At 59.9% G+C, this 17,943-nt stretch carries 19 protein-coding genes; 6 read left to right on the top strand and 13 right to left on the bottom strand.

Going from position 1 to position 17,943, the window contains the following annotated elements; translation table 11 throughout:
* Window positions 1–46 precede the first annotated feature (46 nt).
* The 6 genes from AC2A6O_RS04930 to lgt all read right to left on the bottom strand — a co-directional run bounded on the left by AC2A6O_RS04930 (window position 47) and on the right by lgt (window position 5,719).
* Entirely contained in the window at window positions 47–979 is a 933-nt protein-coding gene (locus tag AC2A6O_RS04930; RefSeq protein WP_148585808.1) for a ribose-phosphate pyrophosphokinase, read from the bottom strand.
* Between the two features lie 239 nt (window positions 980–1,218).
* Window positions 1,219–1,740 (bottom strand): hypothetical protein, encoded by a 522-nt coding sequence (locus AC2A6O_RS04925; protein WP_498925992.1) that lies wholly within the window; start codon window positions 1,738–1,740, stop codon window positions 1,219–1,221.
* A gap of 91 nt (window positions 1,741–1,831) precedes the next feature.
* Window positions 1,832–2,989, bottom strand: coding sequence for a M24 family metallopeptidase (locus AC2A6O_RS04920; RefSeq protein WP_498925990.1), 1,158 nt, complete (start codon window positions 2,987–2,989; stop codon window positions 1,832–1,834).
* A gap of 9 nt (window positions 2,990–2,998) precedes the next feature.
* Window positions 2,999–3,763, bottom strand: coding sequence for a peptidoglycan editing factor PgeF (gene pgeF / locus AC2A6O_RS04915; protein WP_498925989.1), 765 nt, complete (start codon window positions 3,761–3,763; stop codon window positions 2,999–3,001).
* Window positions 3,764–3,818: 55 nt separating this feature from the next.
* On the bottom strand, window positions 3,819–4,907 hold the full coding sequence (locus tag AC2A6O_RS04910) for a class I SAM-dependent methyltransferase (RefSeq protein ID WP_498925988.1): 1,089 nt from the start codon (window positions 4,905–4,907) through the stop codon (window positions 3,819–3,821).
* Window positions 4,904–5,719 (bottom strand): prolipoprotein diacylglyceryl transferase, encoded by an 816-nt coding sequence (lgt, locus tag AC2A6O_RS04905; RefSeq protein WP_498926366.1) that lies wholly within the window; start codon window positions 5,717–5,719, stop codon window positions 4,904–4,906. The genes AC2A6O_RS04910 and lgt overlap by 4 nt, the downstream gene beginning before the upstream one ends.
* Before the next feature lie 243 nt (window positions 5,720–5,962).
* Between lgt and AC2A6O_RS04900 the strand changes: the two genes are divergently transcribed.
* The 3 genes from AC2A6O_RS04900 (at window position 5,963) to proC (ending at window position 7,892) form a co-directional block, all read left to right on the top strand.
* Window positions 5,963–6,229, top strand: a complete 267-nt coding sequence (locus tag AC2A6O_RS04900) for an accessory factor UbiK family protein (RefSeq protein WP_148585813.1) — start codon at window positions 5,963–5,965, stop codon at window positions 6,227–6,229.
* Between the two features lie 347 nt (window positions 6,230–6,576).
* Window positions 6,577–7,077, top strand: a complete 501-nt coding sequence (locus tag AC2A6O_RS04895; protein ID WP_148585814.1) for a type III secretion system chaperone family protein — start codon at window positions 6,577–6,579, stop codon at window positions 7,075–7,077.
* Complete coding sequence (gene proC, locus AC2A6O_RS04890) at window positions 7,074–7,892, top strand: pyrroline-5-carboxylate reductase (RefSeq protein WP_498925987.1); 819 nt, start codon at window positions 7,074–7,076, stop codon at window positions 7,890–7,892. Before AC2A6O_RS04895 ends, proC begins: the two co-directional genes overlap by 4 nt.
* A 122-nt stretch (window positions 7,893–8,014) precedes the next feature.
* Here proC and AC2A6O_RS04885 read toward each other — a convergent pair whose 3' ends face one another.
* Window positions 8,015–8,488 carry a YciE/YciF ferroxidase family protein gene (locus tag AC2A6O_RS04885; RefSeq protein ID WP_148585816.1) on the bottom strand — a complete coding sequence of 158 codons (474 nt, stop codon included), beginning with the start codon at window positions 8,486–8,488 and terminating at the stop codon, window positions 8,015–8,017.
* A 368-nt stretch (window positions 8,489–8,856) separates the two neighbouring features.
* Here AC2A6O_RS04885 and AC2A6O_RS04880 point away from each other — a divergent pair, with 368 nt between their 5' ends.
* Both AC2A6O_RS04880 and AC2A6O_RS04875 read left to right on the top strand, forming a co-directional pair.
* Entirely contained in the window at window positions 8,857–9,555 is a 699-nt protein-coding gene (locus AC2A6O_RS04880; RefSeq protein ID WP_498925985.1) for a TetR/AcrR family transcriptional regulator, read from the top strand.
* Window positions 9,556–9,632: 77 nt separating this feature from the next.
* Window positions 9,633–9,974 carry a tRNA-binding protein gene (locus AC2A6O_RS04875; protein ID WP_498925984.1) on the top strand — a complete coding sequence of 114 codons (342 nt, stop codon included), beginning with the start codon at window positions 9,633–9,635 and terminating at the stop codon, window positions 9,972–9,974.
* 37 nt (window positions 9,975–10,011) lie between these two features.
* On the opposite strand, the gene AC2A6O_RS04870 is transcribed toward AC2A6O_RS04875, so the two are convergent.
* The 4 genes from AC2A6O_RS04870 to AC2A6O_RS04855 all read right to left on the bottom strand — a co-directional run bounded on the left by AC2A6O_RS04870 (window position 10,012) and on the right by AC2A6O_RS04855 (window position 14,288).
* A complete protein-coding gene (locus tag AC2A6O_RS04870) occupies window positions 10,012–11,346 on the bottom strand; it encodes an 8-oxoguanine deaminase (protein WP_498925983.1) in 1,335 nt (444 codons plus the stop codon).
* Window positions 11,347–11,581: 235 nt separating this feature from the next.
* Entirely contained in the window at window positions 11,582–12,976 is a 1,395-nt protein-coding gene (locus AC2A6O_RS04865) for an ATP-binding protein (protein ID WP_498925982.1), read from the bottom strand.
* Window positions 12,977–12,987: 11 nt separating this feature from the next.
* The gene (locus tag AC2A6O_RS04860) at window positions 12,988–13,686 is read right to left on the bottom strand and encodes a response regulator (protein WP_148587254.1); all 699 of its coding nucleotides are present in this window, start codon (window positions 13,684–13,686) and stop codon (window positions 12,988–12,990) included.
* A gap of 35 nt (window positions 13,687–13,721) precedes the next feature.
* Window positions 13,722–14,288 carry a MarR family winged helix-turn-helix transcriptional regulator gene (locus tag AC2A6O_RS04855; protein WP_498925981.1) on the bottom strand — a complete coding sequence of 189 codons (567 nt, stop codon included), beginning with the start codon at window positions 14,286–14,288 and terminating at the stop codon, window positions 13,722–13,724.
* 246 nt (window positions 14,289–14,534) lie between these two features.
* On the opposite strand from AC2A6O_RS04855, the gene AC2A6O_RS04850 reads away from it, so the two are divergent.
* Entirely contained in the window at window positions 14,535–15,437 is a 903-nt protein-coding gene (locus AC2A6O_RS04850) for a branched-chain amino acid aminotransferase (RefSeq protein ID WP_498925980.1), read from the top strand.
* A 151-nt stretch (window positions 15,438–15,588) separates the two neighbouring features.
* Here AC2A6O_RS04850 and prfH read toward each other — a convergent pair whose 3' ends face one another.
* Window positions 15,589–16,233 carry a peptide chain release factor H gene (prfH, locus tag AC2A6O_RS04845; protein WP_498925979.1) on the bottom strand — a complete coding sequence of 215 codons (645 nt, stop codon included), beginning with the start codon at window positions 16,231–16,233 and terminating at the stop codon, window positions 15,589–15,591.
* A complete protein-coding gene (locus AC2A6O_RS04840; protein WP_498925978.1) occupies window positions 16,230–17,423 on the bottom strand; it encodes an RNA ligase RtcB family protein in 1,194 nt (397 codons plus the stop codon). The genes prfH and AC2A6O_RS04840 overlap by 4 nt, the downstream gene beginning before the upstream one ends.
* Window positions 17,424–17,943 lie beyond the last annotated feature (520 nt).

Genomic DNA, 17,943 nt, shown 5'->3' with positions numbered 1-17,943 from the left:
GCCTGGCCGCAAGGCCGGGCGTTTTTTGTGCCTACCGTCAGCCGGATTAGCTGAACAGGCTGGAAACCGATTTTTCCAGGGCCGTGCGGTTGATGGCTTCGCCGATCAGCGGAGCAATCGAGATGGCACGGATGTTGGCGGCAGCCGTAATGGCGGCGGTCGGTTCGATGGAGTTGGTGATGACCAGCTCCTTCAACTTTGAGGAAGCCACGCGGGCGACCGCACCGCCGGACAGAACGCCGTGGGTGATATAGGCCGTTACCGACTGGGCGCCCTTGGCCAGAAGGGCTTCGGCTGCGTTGCAGAGGGTGCCGCCACTGTCGACGATGTCGTCGACCAGGATGCAGTCGTAGCCTTTGACATCACCGATGATGTTCATGACTTCCGATTCCCCAGGCTTGTCGCGGCGCTTGTCGACGATGGAGAGCGGGGCCTCAATGCGCTTGGCAAGCGCGCGGGCGCGAACCACGCCGCCGACGTCCGGAGAGACGACCATGACATTGTCGGTCGCGTAGCGCTCCTTGATGTCGCGGGTCATGACAGGAGCGGCGAACAGGTTGTCCGTCGGGATATCGAAAAAACCCTGGATCTGTCCGGCGTGGAGATCCAGGGTTAGAATGCGGTCTGCACCGGCTTCTGTGATCAGATTGGCCACCAGCTTTGCCGAGATCGGGGTTCGGCCGGAGGCGCGGCGGTCCTGCCGGGCGTAGCCGAAATAGGGAATGACCGCGGTGATACGGCGGGCAGAGGACCGGCGGAGCGCATCGATGATGATGAGCAGCTCCATCAGGTGGTCGTTTGCCGGGTAGCTGGTCGGCTGGACGACGAAAACATCTTCGCCGCGTACGTTTTCCTGGATTTCTACGAAGATTTCCTGGTCGGCAAACCGCCGGACCTGGCATTTGGCGAGAGGGGCATCCAGGTATTTGGATATTTCCTCAGCCAGGGCTCGGTTGGAATTGCCCGCGACGATCTTCATGAGCCGCAAGTCCTTCTGGTGCGACGGCGGGTTTGCGGGCCGGGGTAGCCTTGCAAACGCGCGGAAAGGCATAGGTCTTAAGTCATGTGCCGGGTGCCGGGAGCCTCGCTCGGAAACCCTCGGCAGGCGGCGGCGTTGTAACAACCAAGCAACCGGACCACAACAGGCCTTGTCGTCTGACGCCCGCTTTTTTTTATTTTTTATGACGCCACGCCGGAATTATCCGGAAAAGCATTTCATTATCGGTTGAGCCAGGCCTGGATTTCCACCATTGAGCGATTGGCAATGCGCGACAGGGTGCCCGAGCTGACCGACTGCCACGGGTCACCGGACGCTCCGCCCGTATCTTCCGTTCCAGAGATTCGCTTCACGCGGCGGCCGCTGCTGTCGACAATGTCGAAAACGTAGAACACGGTGCCGTTGGAGGGTTGTCCTGTTGCCGCCAGATAGCCGTTGACCCGGTAGGTGGCGGACGCGCCGATACGGCGCACCAGCGTGATGCCCTGTTTGCGGGCTTCGGCGCCGATCAATTCCGAAAGATCATCGGCAATGTTGCCCGGTGCCCCGGTGAACGGTTCGAACGCGAAAGTGACACCCTCGTCCTGAGCCGCCTGACCGGCGATTGTCGGTGCGGTCACGGTGGTCGAGATCGGAGTGGGAGGCTGGGGAGCGGCCTGACAGGCGGCAAGTCCGGCTCCGAGCAGAAAAACCGCCAGCAGGCGCCGGGAAGAAAGGGATGGTTGAGTTGTCATGTCTGTCATGGAGACGCTTGGCTCTCGCGGTCGATATCGTCGTGGCAGCGGCCCTGCCGGAAACGCGAAACGCGAACCGGGCCACAATGTTGAAACTGGTTTAGCCTGACTTGACCGGCAGGTCGAGAGGCAGCTTGGACAAGCACTCCGGCGCTCCGGCCGTGGTCAGATAGGTCTGGCCGAGGGTCATGGCGGTTCCAGAGTTCGAATCCATGAGGATCATGTGCATGAAGATAACCATGCCGGGCTTCACTTCCGCCGGGTTGGCGCGGTAGGCCATGGGCATGTCCATCCAGCTTGGCGTGAAGCGGGCCCCCAGGGAATAGCCGCAGGCATTCAGCCGGTGCGGCATCAGGCCATGGGCGTCCACGCGTTCGGCATGGGCGTCGAAAACATCGCCGAAGGTTCTGCCTTGTACGAGCTGTGTTTCCACGGCGGCCAGTGCTTCTCGTGCGGCGGTGTACATTTCCATGTGCCGGTCCGTCGGTGTGCCGATCACCACCGTGCGCATCAGCGCGGCGTGGTAGTGGCGGTAGGCACCGGCCCATTCCAGTGTCAGCTGGTCCTGTTCGGACAGGTTCCTGCGGCCAGACTTGTAACGGCACAGCAGGGCATCGCGGTCGGAGCCGATGATGAACTCATTGCCGGGGTAATCGCCGCCTCCTTCGAAAATGGCTCCCTGCATGGCTGCCAGGATGCGGCCTTCGTTGGCTCCGGGGCGGATTTCCTCCATCGCGGCATAATAGGCCTTGTCGGCGAGCTCCGAGGCCTTGCGCACATAGACGATTTCCTCGGCGCTTTTCACCGCACGAAGCTCGGGGATCAGGGGCGAGGCATCGCTGACGTCCGCAAAACTGGTAAGTTCCTCGTTCAGCTTCAGAGCGATCTTGCCGGTCATGCCCTGGGTGTCATATTCGACCCCCAGCTTTGAGCCGAGCAGGTCCATGTCGAACAGCAGTTCCTTTAGCTGCAGCACAGGGCTTGCGGAGCCACGGTCGATCCAGATGCGGATGTCCTCGATGTTCGAGGTGTGCTTGGCCTGGCGTTCGTCTGCCGAGCGCGTGAGCAGCACCTTGCGGCCATCCTTCGTCACCACGAGGCACTGGAAGAAGCAGAAGCCGAACGTGTCGTAGCCGGTCAGCCAGTACATGCTCTCCTGGGCAAACAGCAGCATGGCATCCAGCTTCTGCGCCTCCATGGCGGCCTTCAGCTTGTCGAAGCGGCTTTCGAACTCGGCATCGGAAAAATGAAGTGCCATGGGTTTTCCTTAGAGAAGTGCAATCGCGCTGATCTGGCGGCCGTAATCCGGCTCCTTGCGATGGGTTGTCCGGCGGTACGAGAAGAAGCGGTCTTCGTCGGCATAGGTACACAGCGCCAGATCGGCGACGTCGCCCAGTCCAAGAGCCTGAAGCTTGTCGGTAATGAAAGCTGGCAGATCGAACATGAAATGCTGGGCGCGTTCCGAAGGCGTGAAATAGCGGGTGTTGTCCGGATGCTCCTGAAGGAACCGGTCCTTGAACTCCGGGCCGACCTCGTAAGCGTCTTGGGAAATCGTCGGCCCCAGCACGGCTGTGATGTTGCCTTTGGACGCGCCAAGGGCCTCCATCGCGGCAACCGTATTCTGCAAGATGCCGGCAACAGCCCCTTTCCAGCCGGAATGGGCCGCGCCGATGACGCCCGCCTTGGGGTCTGCAAACAGAAGCGGGCCGCAGTCGGCCGTCGCGATGCCGATGGCGAGGCCCGGTGTGGCCGTGACCAGCGCGTCGGCCTTGCGCTCCGCATCGGGCGCGAAGGGCGCGCAGACCGTGATCACGTCGGGTGAATGGATCTGATACGGGGAGACCAGGCGATCGGCACCGATGCCAAGCTGGCCGGCAACGCGCTCGCGGTTTTCCAGAACGCTGCCGCGATCATCGTCCGATCCAAGACCAATGTTGAGGCTGGCGTAAATGCCGCCGGAGACGCCCCCCTGGCGGGTGAAGAAGCCGTGCCGGATACCGTCCAGCTTCAAGACGTCTGCTTCTATCTTCATAAGGAGCTCCTGTGCGGAGGGGATTCGCCACGCCAGCGATTGATCCTTGGGGTGTTCAGGACGCGCTGTCAAACGGGGGGAACGATATTCCGGAGTTGGTCACAGCCAACACCTTGAAAAGATCGCCCATCTGGTCGGGAGCGGCCAGTCGTTCGACGGCATCGCGGATTGTTTCCTGTTCCCCGTGGGACTTGCCCGCGCCGAGAGCGCCAGCCCGTTCCAGAAGGCCCGAGCGCAGCAGAAATTCGCCCTGGGTCAGCGGTGGCAGCGCGTGGGCACCTGCCCGGACGGCGGCTGCCGCCAGCGCCTCGAAATTGACATGCGCCGTCAGATCCGCTTCGCCCGGGTGGGCGAGGACATCGTCATAGGCGTGCTTGTAAAGCGCTTGCAGCGTGTCACCCGTGGCTGTCTTCAGGTAGCCATAGTCGATAAAGACCGCAGCGCCGCCATCTTCAGCAATCCGGTGCCCGATCTCCTCGGCAATGGCATTGGCCGCGGGCTGGGTTTCGAAGATCGCGCCTTCAGGGGCAGTTGAAAGATCGGCGGGGATGGCGTCATCCGGCAGCCGGGCCGTGCCGACGCCGAGCATCAGCTCTCCGTCCTGCGACAGGCCGACCTGGCGTTCCTGCCAGCCACGGGCGGTCTTGACGAACTGATGGATGGGCAGGGCGTCGAAAAACTCGTTGGCAACCAGGATCAGCGGACCGCCTGGAACGTCCTGGAACCGGTCGCGGATATTCGGTGTCAACGGGCCACGCGCCAGCGTCGCCATCTGCATGTCTCTCAATCGCGGACTTGTCTCGACCAGGTTCAGTCGGGCTGCCTTTAGGAAGGCCGGGCGCAGGGACGCCATGCGCAGGAGGTCGGCCATCAGCGTGCCGCGTCCGGGCCCCAGTTCGACCAGTTGAAACTCCGCCGGTTCACCAAGCGCCTGCCAGGCCGACAGGCAGCTGGCCCCGATGAGTTCGCCGAACATCTGGCTGACTTCAGGCGCGGTAATGAAATCGCCTTCGCTGCCGAAGGGTTCGCGTGTCATGTAATAGCCGGCGTCCGGGTCGCCGAGGCAGACGGACATATATTGCGCGACCGATAGAGGCCCTTCGGTTTCGATCCGGGTCTTGATCCTGTCTTTCAGTCCCGTCACGCCGCGCTTGCTCCGGAGCTGCGTCGACCTGCCCAGATCATGGTGGCCAATCCGGCCAGGATCATCGGAATGGACAGCAGCATGCCCATGGTGAGAAAGCCGGTCAGATAGCCAATCTGGGCATCGGGAACCCGGTAGAGTTCCGAAATAGAGCGCGCGATGCCGTAACCGAAGGCAAAGGCACCGGCAAGGAAACCGGGCTTTTGCAGCAGCTTGAAGCGCCGGCTGAGCACCATCAGCACCAGAAACAGCACGACGCCTTCGAGTGCGGCTTCATAGAGCTGGCTCGGGTGACGGGGCTCTGGCCCGCCATTTGGAAAAACCACCGCCCATGGCACGTCTGTTGGCCGGCCCCAGAGTTCGGAGTTGATGAAGTTGGCGATCCGGCCGAAAAAGAGGCCGATGGGGGCCGCGCAACCGGCAAGGTCGAACAGCGTCCAGAGCGACAGGCCACGCTTCCAGGCAAACAGGATCATCGCGATCACCGTGCCGGTAAAGCCGCCATGAAAGGACATGCCTCCGGTCCAGATCGCGATCACCTCGGCCGGGTGGGCGAAGTAATAGGCCGGATTGTAAAACAGCACGTAGCCAAGACGGCCGCCGATGATGATGCCGAGCGTGCCCCAGAGCACGAAGTCATCGATATCAAGCGGGGCAGGGCGGGGGACGCCGCCCCACAGGCGGTCGTTGGCCACCAGAAGGCGCATGTAACGCCAGGCCAGCAGAATGCCGACGATATAGGCGAGCGCGTACCAGCGCAGGGCAAAGGGACCGAATTCGACAAGAACAGGGTCGATTGCGGGAAAGGGCATAACCAGGACTGGCGGCACGGCAAAACCTTCCGATGGTGCGCGGGCGAATTTCGGGCTGAACGCTTGCGCGATCTTGCCCGTCCCGTCAAGCCGACACAGGTTCGCACGGCTGGCGGGAACTACGCGCCGAAAGGCGGGGGCGAATGCAAGTGAATTCGGCTGCGGCGGAATTGGTCCTTGAAGTTGCCGCCATTCCCTCATACCTGTCTGTCATCACATGTGTTTCCGATCAAGGAGGGTCTGATGACCCAAGGCCCGAACCGTATTCTCGATGATTTTGCCAAGCTGATGACTGATGCCGCCGGTGTTGCCCAGGGCGCCCGCCGCGAGGTCGAGACCGCTTTCCGCGCTCAGGCAGAGCGTTTTCTGTCCGATATGGACATGGTTTCGCGCGAAGAGCATGAAGCGGTCAAAGAGATGGCAGTGCGCGCTCTGGACCGGATCGAGGAACTCGAATCGCGGCTCGCAAAACTCGAAAATCCGGATTCCGCCGCGTCTGGAGACGCTTAAGGCGACCTTCTGACGTCGATGTGAGCGTTTTCTGTGCAAAGTTGATGACAGATCTAAGACGCTTGAACACGGCAGTTTTGCGTTGATTTTGGGCAGTTTGATGAAAAATACCGCTGAGTCGTCCACAAGTTTCGGCTTTTTTCACTCAACTGGTATGTATCGCTTAAATCAATCCTGCTCCTATACTGAAAGATAACAGGGATTCGTCGGAGCAAGACGGAACCGGTTCCCTTCTAAAGGGCCGTAACAGGACGCGTTTTGCTCCTCCGGCATGGGACTTTTCCCGGCGGCCCGCCCGGTTATCGTGATCGGGTTCTCGGCCCCCGGCTCAGAAGGGGAGTAGGCACATGAGCCTCATCGAGATTGAACTCGATCGACCTGGTAATCCCGTTGACACCATAGAGACGTTCGCCGCGTTGAACGACTGGACGTTCGAAAGGTCGGACGAGGACGAGATCACCATATCCCTTGAGGGGAGCTGGTGTGATTACCACGTCTCCTTCTCGTGGATGGAGGAAGTCGAAGCCCTTCATCTTGCCTGTGCTTTCGACCTCAAGGTCACCGAATTGCGCAAGACGGAAGTTGTCCGTCTGCTGGCACTGGTCAATGAACAGCTCTGGATGGGCCACTTCGATCTCTGGAACAAGGAGAACGTGGTGATGTTCCGGCAGTCGCTGCTTCTGGCCGGTGGTGCGGAGGCAACCTCGGCCCAGATCGAGGGAATGCTGACAAATGCCCTTGAAAACTGCGAACGTTTCTATCAAGCCTTTCAATTCGTCGTCTGGGCCGGTCATTCGGCAGCCGAGGCGTTGAATACGGCCTTGTTTGAAACCGCAGGAGAAGCATGAGCTTTTCAAAGGAACGGCCTTTCCTTCTTGTCGGAGCCGGCAAGATGGGCGGGGCAATGTTATCCGGCTGGATGGCGGAGGGAATCGACCCCGCCGCCATCGTGGTCAATGATCCGCATCTGTCAGAAGAGATGGATGCCCTTCTCAAGAAACACGGTATCCGTCATGTGACCTCCGTGCCGGAGGATCTGACGGCCGGGATCGTGCTGGTCGCCGTCAAACCGCAGATGATGGATCAGGTTCTGCCTGGTCTCAAAACCGCGGTCGCGTCCGACACGCTGGTGTTGTCGGTTGCCGCCGGCACGCCTGTTTCCAAATTCGAGACATTTTTCGGCAAGGTGCCGATCTGCCGCTGCATGCCCAATACACCGGCCATGGTCAAACGCGGCATTACGGCGGTCTATCCGACCCCGGCCGTCTCTGCTCAAGCGAAGGACGACGTCACGAAGCTTCTGTCGTCGGTTGGCAAGGTCGTCTGGCTCGACAGCGAAGATCAGATCGATCTCGTGACAGGTGTCAGCGGATCAGGGCCTGCCTATGTGTTCTTTCTCGCCGAAGCGTTGAGCGAAGCCGGACGGCAGGCAGGTCTGCCGGAAGAGATTGCGCAGGAGCTGGCGGTTGCCACCGTCTGTGGTGCGGGCGAACTGATGCACCAGTCCGGTGAACATCCTTCCGTTCTCAGAAAAAACGTCACCAGCCCGAACGGCACGACGGCGGCCGCGCTCGACGTGTTGATGCACGCCGATGGCCTGCAGCCGGTGATGACGAAGGCCGTTGCCGCTGCTGTCAAGCGCGCGCGGGAACTGGCCAGCTGAGGCAGATTGCCTCTACGAACGTCAATCAGATCAAAAGGCCGCGGGAAAGCGCAATCCCTTTCCTGCGGCCTTTGTTTTTGCGCCGGACTGTCAGGGCGCTTTCCGCGAGGTATGTAGAACGGTTACTGCGCGTTGATCGTTGAAACGGCAAGATTGGTCAGCTTGCTGTTTGCGGCCTTTTCCTGGTCGAGAATGCCGGTCAGAAGGTCGTGCGCCTCATCGTGTCCGAGCACCTTGGCCCATTCGCGCAGCGTGCCGTAACGGGCGATTTCATAATGCTCGACAGCCTGGCAGGCAGCCAGGAGAGCGGCGTTTTTTGCAGCGCCACTCGCTTCGCTGATGATGCCGTCGGTTTCCTTGATGAGACCTTCGATGGCATCGCACTTCTCGCCTTCCGGCTTCTTGCCGAGTGACTTGAAGACCTTTTCGAGAACCTTGACCTGGCCCTTCGTTTCTTCCAGATGCTCGCCAATGGCATCCTTCAGTTTCTTGCCGTTTGCAGCTTCCTGCAATTTGGGCATAGTCTTGGCCATGGTTTTTTCCGCGTAGTAGATGTCCTGAAGAGTATGCTCGAAAGCATCGGCAAGCGTTTTCATGGGATCGTCCTTTCACAATATGCGGAGCGCTCGGGGTGAAGGGCTCAGCATGGGGCCTTGTGGCCACCCGAAGCCAACCGGCACGAACCTCGGACTTAACGGAGCTCGCGTGGGGGAACCGGTCGCTCGGGCGGAACAGGCCATGAAAAGATGCTTGGGACGCCCTTCAGGACAGTCCGTTCACGGTCTCATGCCCGTCACTTGGGAGAACGCTGTCCCGGTCTGTTTGGTTCCTGCGTTCCAAACGCTTTTGCAGGAGATTGTGCCCGCTGTTTGGTCGTTGCTATGGCCTGCGGCAGCGGGCCGCCCTTTTCGTGAGGACTGTGAGATCCTATCTTGAGAGGAGTAAAGACACAGGAGGGCCAGCAATGGCGACCGTGAAGACCAAGCAGAAGATCCTGAAAACCTTTCTCGATCTGTTGTCTGAACATCCTTATGAAGACGTCTCGCTGCCGCTGATTGCCGAGACGGCAAAGGTCAAGCTTTCAGAAATGCGCGGCGCCTATGCATCGAAGCTGAAGCTGGTTGCGGCCTTTCTGGAGCAGATCGACACCGTTGTACTGGACGAACGCGACGAGGACATGGGCGACCAGCCGCCGCGCGACCGCCTGTTCGACATCCTGATGAGCCGCATTGACGCGATGGCCGAGCACAAGGAAGCGGTGCGTGCGCTCCAAAAGGCGGCCCGGAAGGACCCGGCGCTCGCACTCGATTTCAATGCACTTGAAGTCCGGTCGCAGAAATGGATGCTGATCGCCGCGGGCATAGATGTTTCCGGTGTCAAGGCAACCGTGGTGGCCCAGGGTCTGTCCATTGGCTTTGGCCGTGTGGTTGGCGTCTGGCTGGACGAGGAAGACGAGGGCATGCCACGCACCATGGCACGTCTCGACAAGGAACTGGACAAGGGCACGTCGTTCATGAAACGGCTGAACAAGCTGGATGGCGTCGCGAAAGGTGTCCGGTCGTTCTTCCGCAAGGCCTCCGAACGATCCGGCCGGCGCCGTGACCGGCACGAAAGTGGCCGGGAAGACACAGATCTTGGCGGAGAAGCTCCGGTAGGCGCCTGAGCGCGGTCCAGGCCCTTGCGAACGGTCATATGGCCGTCCATGGTCGCTCGCAGAACAAGCACAAAAGGATTGTTTCCGTGAGCGACCAGATCAGTTTCGACGATTTCCTGAAGGTGGATGTGCGCGTTGGCCAGATTATCAAGGCCGAGGAATTTCCTGAAGCGCGCAAACCCGCCTACAAAATGCAGATCGATTTCGGCCCCGAAATCGGCATCAAGAAAACCTCCGCACAGATCACCAAGCACTACACTCCGGAAACGCTGGTTGGCAAACTGGTGATGGCGGTGGTGAATTTCCCGCCGCGCCAGATCGGGCCGGTGATGTCCGAAGTGCTGACACTCGGTGTTCCCGACGAGGACGGCGAGGTGGTTCTGTTGTCGCCGACCAAGGACGTTCCGATCGGTGGACGGCTTTACTAATCCTGTTCAGGTTCCGGTGCCTGCGAGCGTTCAAGGTTCAGGCGTTTAGCTTTCGTGCGAGCCGGTTCTGGCGTTCGATGACCTTGGGCAGGTCGAGTGTGGTGATCTGGCCGTCGTTCACGATCTGACGGCCTTCCACGAACAGGTGCTTGACGCGTGTTGGGCCTGCGAGCAGCAAGGCTGCCGGGTCCCAGCTTCCCGCACTCTCGATACCCGAAATATCCCACAGCGCGATATCGGCGCGTTTGCCGACGGCTATCCGGCCGCAATCGGGACGGTTCAGCACATCGGCGCCGCCGCGCGTGGCGATTTCAAGGGCTTCACGGGCGGACATTGCATCCGCGCCGTTTGCCACACGCTGCAGGAGCATCGATTGACGCGCTTCCAGAACCAGATTGCCGGCATCGTTGCTGGCCGAACCGTCCACGCCGAGCCCCACCTTCACCCGGGCGTCACGCATCGCCCGGATGGGCGCAATGCCGCTGCCAAGCCGGCAGTTGGAACAGGGGCAATGGGCAACGCCGGTGCCGCTGCCCGCGAACAGCCGGATTTCCCGATCATCCAGCTTGACGCAATGGGCGTGCCAGACATCCGGGCCCGTCCAGCCGAGGTCCTCGGCATATTGCCCCGGTCGGCAGCCGAATTTTTCCTGAGAATAGGAAATGTCCTCGTCGTTCTCCGCAAGATGGGTATGCAGCATAACCTTCTTGTCGCGGGCCAGCAGAGCCGCGTCCCGCATCAGGTCGCGGCTGACGGAAAAGGGAGAGCAGGGGGCCAGACCTACACGGACCATCGCACCGTCCGATGGATCGTGAAAAGCGTCGACGACGCGGATAGAGTCTTCCAGAACGCCGGCTTCCTGCTCCACCAGACTGTCCGGCGGCAGGCCGCCGTCGCTCTCGCCGATGCTCATTGCGCCGCGGGTCGGATGGAAGCGTAGGCCGATCTCTTTTGCCGCGGCGATGGTGTCATCAAGCCTTGAGCCGTTGGGAAAAAGGTAGAGATGATCGGAGCTGAGCGTGCATCCGGACAGGGCCAGTTCGGCAAGTCCGGTCTGGGCAGACACGAACATTTCCTCCGGGCCGAAGCGGGACCAGATCGGATAAAGGGTTTGCAACCAGCCGAAAAGCAATGCGTCCTGGCCGCCGGGGACGGCTCTGGTCAGGCTCTGGAAAAGATGATGATGCGTGTTCACAAGACCGGGTGTCACGACACACCCGCGCGCGGAGACCGTTTCGCCGGAGGTTTCCAGATCCGTTCCGATTTCCGTGATCACGCCATCGCGCAGGCGAATGTCGACGGCGGAAAGTTCCCGGCGGTCATCGTCCATCGTCAGGACGGTATCGGCGTTTTTCAGAAGAATTTCAGGCATCGTGCATTCCTTGGGGCCCCGTCTCATCGGAATGCGTTCGGCTGGTGGAAAACGGGGGCAAGAACCAGCCGACACCTTGGTAGAAAATTGATGTTTGGTCAGTCAACCAGAAATCGGGTTGCGATTGTCTTGCGTTGACTTGAAAGACTTTCAATTGAAGCAGACAGACAGCCGAAAAGACAAGCTTTTCGGCTGAATTGGTTGATGTTTCCATTTTCGGGGAAACAGCGATGTCCTACGCCGGGATACGCAACCTTGCTCTCAATCCCCCCATCGGGCTGTCCTCCAGGTAGAGGTCGCCGCCGTGGGCGCGGGCGATGTCACGGGCGATGGCAAGGCCAAGCCCGCTGCCGGTCTGATCCATGTTGCGGGCAAGGTCGAGGCGGTGGAAGGCCCTGAACGCAAGCTCACGCTGGTCTTCGGGAATACCCGGACCGTCGTCATCGACCGTAATCGTCAGCCAGCCTCTATCAATCTTGCCGAGCACTTCGACCCGATTGCCGTATTTACAGCCATTGGTGACCAGATTGGAGAGGCTCCGCTTCATGGACAGGCGGCGTATCTGCACTTCCGGTGGCCCTTCGAAGCGCGTCGTCACGTCGTGGCCAGAGATCTCCGCTTCTTCTTCCAGTTCTTCCAACAGCAGGGAGATATCGGTCTTCTGGATGTCCTCGTCGCCGTAGCCGCTGGCGAAGGCGAGATAGTCCTCGAGCATATGGCTCATCTCGTCGACATCCTTGCGCATCGCTTCGCTTTCCTGCGTGCCGCCAAGGAACGCAAGCTGCAGCCTGAGGCGGGTCAGAATGGTCCTGAGATCGTGGCTGACACCTGCAAGCATGGTGGTGCGTTGCTCGATCTGCCGTTCGATCCGTCGCCGCATGTCGATGAAGGCCAGGCTCGCGCGGCGAACTTCGCGCGCGCCGCTGGCGCGAAAGTTCTCGACCGGGCGACCTCTGCCAAAGGCTTCCGCCGCATTGGCCAGCCGAATGATCGGGCGGATCTGATTGCGCAGGAATAACAGCGCGATGATCACCAGGACCAGAGAGGTCGAAAACATCCAGACCAGGAAGATATGCGAGTTGGAGGCATATGTCTGACTGCGCCGCGTGAAGACGCGCAGGATCGAGTCCTTCAGCTGGATGCGGATCTCGACGAAGCGGGACCTGCCGACCGTGTCGATCCAGAACGGCTTGCCGATGCGCTGGCCGATTGCCTGGCTCAGTTCCTTGTCGATAACGTCGAAGAACGGTTTGGGCGTGGGCGGCGGCAAGGGCTCCAGCGGCGTTACCGTCATGGACATGCCGAGGGCGCGCGAGGCGAGTTCCTCGATGTTGGCGTATTCCGGGTCCTGCGGATAGTTCTCCAGCACATAAACGACGGCCGCAATCTCGCGCACCACCGCTTCCGACATCCTGCGCGAGACCAACTGGTAGTGCCGCTCCATGAACACGAACACGAGCACCGACTGGAGGATCACGATCGGTGTAACGATGATCAGAAAGGTTCGTGTGAAGAGACCCTTCGGCATGACCCGGTACATCAGCCGGGATACCTGACGGTAGACCGCCAGCAGCGGTTTCAGGGGCACCGTCAGGGGAAAGCGCCGGAGGAAGCTGTCTAATTTGGCCATTGCGGTCCGGTTCAGTCGCACGCAAGCCTGTAGCCGATGCCGCGCACCGTCTGCAGGTAGATCGGGTTGCCGGGATCGGTTTCGATCTTGCGGCGCAACCGATTGATCTGAACGTCCACCGTGCGCTCGCCCAGGCCACTATCGTCGCCGACGATCTTGTGGCGCGGGACTGTCGCGCCGGGCTGCTCTGCGAAAATCGACAGGATCTGCTTTTCCCGGTCGGTCAGGCGCACCATGTCTTCGCCGTTCTTGAGTTCTCCGCGCGTTGAATTGTAGGAGAAGGGCCCGAAGTGGATTTCTTCGCTGACGATGACCGGCTGCTGGTTGCCACGACGCAGGATGGCGGCAATGCGCAACATCAGTTCGCGCGGTTCGAACGGCTTCGACAGATAATCGTCGACGCCGGCCTCAAGCCCGGCGATCCTGTCGGGTGTTTCGGACCGCGCGGTGAGCATCAGGATCGGGACGGGGGAATCCTCACGAAGGGAAACGGCCAGTTCCAGACCGGTTTCGCCCGGCATCATCACATCCAGAATGATCAGGTCGAATTCCAGGCCGGAGAGGCACGTGCGGGCCTCGGCCGCATGGGCGGCGGCCGTCACACGGTAACCGTTCTCCTGGAGCAACCTCGACAGGAGATCCCTGATCCGCTTGTCGTCGTCTACCAGGAGAATATGGTTGGCGTTGTCGTCAGGCACCTGGGCATTCATGTCGGCTTCGTTGTCCTTCCATGACCGATTGCCGGTCAATCTTTCAGGTCATAAAGACTACGTATCAACTGCAGGATCTGCGGTCGCGCCTCGGGATCGATCATTCGCAGCAGAAACCGGCGGATAATCTCGTCGCTGCCATCTGGCAATCCAATTAGGGCGCGTTCAAGGCGCTTTTGCTGCAGGCTTGTCAGGTCAACTGCCAGGGCATGTCCACGTTCGGTGGTATAGAGCAGTCTCTGCCGCCGGTCGTGATGGCCTTCGCGCTGTTCAATGATGCCGGCGTCCACCAGTTGCTTCAGCACACGGCCAAGGCTCTGCTTGGTGATCCGCAGGATGCCGAGTAGGTCGGTCACCATGATCCCGGGATTGCGATCCACGAAATGCAGAACACGGTGGTGGGCGCGGCCGAATTCGTACTTGGCAAGGACGTCGTCCGGATCTCCGGTGAAGTCGCGATACGCAAAAAACAGAAGCTCGATCAGGTCGTACGACAGCGTGTCTGCGCCATCGGACTCTGACCCTTCGGGCTGTTGTGTCCGGGCTTTGTCCGCCCCCTGTCTGAGGGGCGGCTGGTCCGGTTTGAAATTTACGTCAGTCATATTGACTTAATTCTGATCGATTGTTACTTCTATCCGGTTGCGTACGAAATGATCGGTCTTTTTGATGCTTTTTTATGCATCAGATGATAAACGAATCCAATCATCGTCGCCGCGACCATCAGGATACCGATAGTTGGCGTGCTGTGCAAAAAATACAGCGGTGAATAAGGCGCAAGTCTTTGGTGTCATTTGCCTCTGTTGAACAGAAAACATAAAAACGCTCATAGAGCGAGCGGGAGATGAAAGATGGCTGGAACGCCTTTTGATCAGCTCAGTGGTGATATCTGGTACGACGGCACCTTTGTGCCTTGGTCGGAAGCCAAACTGCATGTTCTCAGCCACGGACTGCATTACGGCAGCAGCGTGTTCGAAGGCGAACGTGCCTACGGCGGCCGGATCTTCAAGTCCGAAGAGCATACGCAGCGCCTGCTTGCCTCGGCACGCATGCTCGGTTTCGAGATTCCCTACACTGCTGAACAGATCAACGCCGCCAAGGAAGAAACCCTGGCGCGCATGAACCTGACCGATGCCTATATTCGTCCCGTTGCCTGGCGCGGCAGCGAAATGATGGGTATCTCCGCTCAGAACAACACCATTCACCTGGCAATCGCCGCCTGGGAATGGCCGAGCTATTTCAAGCCGGAAGAACGGCTGAAGGGCATCCGGCTGGATATGGCCGAGTATCGCCGTCCGGCACCGGCCACGGCGCCCTACAAGGCGAAGGCCGCCGGCCTTTACATGATCTGCACCATTTCCAAGCACGCCGCGGAAGCCAAGGGCTACACCGATGCGTTGATGCTGGACTGGCGCGGTCAGGTTGCCGAGGCGACCGGCGCCAACGTGTTCTTCGTCAAGGATGGCACGATCCATACACCGACGCCGGACTGCTTCCTGAACGGCATTACCCGTCAGACGGTGATTGGCCTTGCCAAGGATCGCGGCATCGAGGTTGTCGAGCGCGTGATCATGCCGGAAGAGCTGTCGGAGTTCGAACAGTGCTTCGTCACGGGAACGGCGGCCGAAGTAACTCCGGTCTCCGAGATCGCCGGAAACACCTTCGTGGTCGGCGACATCATCAAGACCCTGATGCAGGACTATGACGCCGCCGTGCGTCCGCAGTCGCCGACCCTTCAGGCCGCAGCGGGCTGAACTTTCTTAAAGAGAAGGGCGGGCCCTGGCCCGGCCCTGACGCAAATATGGTCCGCAAAGTTTTGCTTTGCGGACCATATTCCTTTTCAGGCCCAGGTCAGAGGGTTTCTGCGCGTGTGCGTTTGCCACGATTTGTGCAAGCGCCTCTGGTTCACTTCACCTCCGAAAACAGGTCATTCTTGAAAACCCTGACCGGATTGCCGCGCTCCAGTTGCCGATGCAACTGGTTCTGCGTGGCCCTGTCTCGACCGCGAGCCTCCTGTCGCCGCAGGATGAACTTCGCGGACAGACGATCAAGCGCTACCTGTTTGTTGCGGTGCTGGGAGCGCTCATCCGTCGAGATGGCAGAAATGCCCGTCGGCAGGTGAGTGATCCTTACGCCGCTGTCGGTGGTGTTCTGATGTTGTCCGCCAGGGCCGCCTGAACGGAACGTTTCGATCTTCAGGTCTCGAACCTCAGGATTGACCTCCGCAAGCTCGGAAACTTGGACCGGAAAGACACCGACAAACCAGTTGCGCCGCTTGTGTTTCGGACGGAACGGACTTGTGCAGATCCATTGCACGGTTCCGGTCCAGGCACGTGCGATCTCCATGGCGTCTTTTCCGCTCAAGGTGACGAGAGCCGAGGACGGGTCATTGTCCGCTCCCCTTGCATTGGGCCGTTCGGCATCGAACCGCACGCCAGCGTCGACCGCTTCCTGCTCCATCCGGCGCAATGCGAGCGCTACCGCCCGGCGACATTCACGCGGCCCATCGCCACTTGATACCAGCAGACGAAGGGTTTCCGGTGCACTCATCTCGCAGCCCTCCTGTCTCTCAGACGCCGTTCTTTGTCTTGCCTGCTCGCCTGTTCCTTTTCCGCCATGGCCCTCTTGAAGGTCAGGAGCGGTTTCAATGTGGCAACAGGATCGGCAAGCCCCGTCGCCTGAAGGTCCCGAACAACATGCGCGGGATCCTTGTAGGCCTGAGGTGCCTCTTCAATGAGGAGCTGGCGGTCTTCGCAAATGACCAGGCCGCCAAACGATGTCCGGTTCAGGTTTTCACGCTCCGACCGCGTCGCGCCGACGCGCCCTGGCATGGAGCGCCTTATGTATTTTCGGCCCGCACCATGAGCAAGCGAAGACAGGGCTTCGGGTTTTTCCAACCGGGGTTTGAGCAGGTAGCTCAAGGCATCCCTGGAGCCGGCAAGCGGCACAAGAGAGGCATCGGCCTTTGCGGCCCCCTTGCGGTGCAGGAAACCTTCCGCATGCCGCTCTATGAGGTTGTGTGGTGCATCGCAGATCTGCCGGAAGTCGCAACGAAGGGCACTGGCTGCCCGTTCGGCGATGAGCGAACGATTGAGACTTGCCCAGACGACGGCCTGCCGATGCGCCTCCAGATACGCCCGCCCAACGTCGCTCTCCGCATCACAGCCACCAAACTGATCCTGCACAGTATCGAAGACATATGTTCCCAGAGAGCGTGAGCCGGAATGAACAAGGAGAACGAGATCTCCCTTTTCCAGATTGGCTTCCGCGAGAGCGCCACTGTCCAGGACATGGTCGACCATCTGCACTTCGCAGAAGTGGTTGCCGCCCCCAATTGTGCCGAGGGCATGAGGATGCAGATCCGGAGACAAACCCTGGGACACTAGTCGTGCACCGGCGTCCCCTTCCCAAAACCCTTCGATTGAACGGATTTTTTCGGCGGCCTTGTCCAGTCGAAACTTGCGGGCCGGCAGGTCCAGCGCATAAAGCGACATTCCGCAGCCGATGTCATTGCCGATCAGCTGAGGGTAGATCCGGTCCGACAGCATTGCGCTGCCCACCGGCCCATATTTGCCCGGGTGCAGGTCCGGGAAAGCGGCCACTCCCAGAATTCCGTCCATGTTCGCGACGAATTCGAGCTGAGCTTCCGCGGTACCTTCGATCCAGGAATTTTCAGAGTAGAAATGATGAATTGGGGCAGCGCTCGAACGCGGCGCCACCTCTTTTTGAGAAGTGCCCATTTGGGGTCCATTTTTGAAAACAGGTAAGCTTCAGGTGCAAGCGTAGTTGCCCTGATTTGCCTCCGACGCACCGCTAGCGCGGTTTAGCGAAGGTTTGCTGCCCTCATGGGGGCGCGGCGCATGCTGGTCATGTTCCTGGTCCCGTTTTCAAAAAAGTCTCTGAACCGCAGGGTGCGGCTGCCTCAGAGCTATGGGGTTCTTCGCTGTTTTTCAAGCGAGGCGTTGCGCAAGCGCCCGCATATCACCCAAGTGTTGCATCTTTATCATGGCTGTTTGACGCTCAAGGCAGCTTGAAGCGTGCCCAATTTCCGAAAGCTTCAAAGTGCCACTGGGGGTGCTATCCAGTGTAATTCCCTGATCGATCAGCGTGCACCGGAGCGCTCTGCATCACAGTTTCCACACTTAGAGAGGCCACTGTCGGAGCCTCAATGCGATCCCTGGTGGTTGTATCCGTCATGCTTGACGAGGTGAAGTGATAGCTCTACGCAAATAGGTAGAATGATCATTCTACCTAAGGAGC

The sequence above is a fragment of the Labrenzia sp. ATLA3 genome (assembly GCF_057180185.1).
The sequence above is the reverse complement of the archived record's forward strand: the minus strand, read 5'-3'. Positions and strand labels throughout refer to the sequence as shown.

Bases quoted from the DNA above. Each gene is read 5' to 3' on its own strand.
- AC2A6O_RS04930 (WP_148585808.1), bottom strand. From the start codon at position 979: ATGAAGATCGTCGCGGGCAATTCCAACCGAGCCCTGGCTGAGGAAATA.
- AC2A6O_RS04925 (WP_498925992.1), bottom strand. From the start codon at position 1,740: ATGACAGACATGACAACTCAACCATCCCTTTCTTCCCGGCGCCTGCTG.
- AC2A6O_RS04920 (WP_498925990.1), bottom strand. From the start codon at position 2,989: ATGGCACTTCATTTTTCCGATGCCGAGTTCGAAAGCCGCTTCGACAAG.
- pgeF (WP_498925989.1), bottom strand. From the start codon at position 3,763: ATGAAGATAGAAGCAGACGTCTTGAAGCTGGACGGTATCCGGCACGGC.
- lgt (WP_498926366.1), bottom strand. From the start codon at position 5,719: ATGCCCTTTCCCGCAATCGACCCTGTTCTTGTCGAATTCGGTCCCTTT.
- AC2A6O_RS04900 (WP_148585813.1), top strand. From the start codon at position 5,963: ATGACCCAAGGCCCGAACCGTATTCTCGATGATTTTGCCAAGCTGATG.
- AC2A6O_RS04895 (WP_148585814.1), top strand. From the start codon at position 6,577: ATGAGCCTCATCGAGATTGAACTCGATCGACCTGGTAATCCCGTTGAC.
- proC (WP_498925987.1), top strand. From the start codon at position 7,074: ATGAGCTTTTCAAAGGAACGGCCTTTCCTTCTTGTCGGAGCCGGCAAG.
- AC2A6O_RS04885 (WP_148585816.1), bottom strand. From the start codon at position 8,488: ATGAAAACGCTTGCCGATGCTTTCGAGCATACTCTTCAGGACATCTAC.
- AC2A6O_RS04880 (WP_498925985.1), top strand. From the start codon at position 8,857: ATGGCGACCGTGAAGACCAAGCAGAAGATCCTGAAAACCTTTCTCGAT.
- AC2A6O_RS04870 (WP_498925983.1), bottom strand. From the start codon at position 11,346: ATGCCTGAAATTCTTCTGAAAAACGCCGATACCGTCCTGACGATGGAC.
- AC2A6O_RS04865 (WP_498925982.1), bottom strand. From the start codon at position 12,976: ATGGCCAAATTAGACAGCTTCCTCCGGCGCTTTCCCCTGACGGTGCCC.
- AC2A6O_RS04860 (WP_148587254.1), bottom strand. From the start codon at position 13,686: ATGAATGCCCAGGTGCCTGACGACAACGCCAACCATATTCTCCTGGTA.
- AC2A6O_RS04855 (WP_498925981.1), bottom strand. From the start codon at position 14,288: ATGACTGACGTAAATTTCAAACCGGACCAGCCGCCCCTCAGACAGGGG.
- AC2A6O_RS04850 (WP_498925980.1), top strand. From the start codon at position 14,535: ATGGCTGGAACGCCTTTTGATCAGCTCAGTGGTGATATCTGGTACGAC.
- prfH (WP_498925979.1), bottom strand. From the start codon at position 16,233: ATGAGTGCACCGGAAACCCTTCGTCTGCTGGTATCAAGTGGCGATGGG.
- AC2A6O_RS04840 (WP_498925978.1), bottom strand. From the start codon at position 17,423: ATGGGCACTTCTCAAAAAGAGGTGGCGCCGCGTTCGAGCGCTGCCCCA.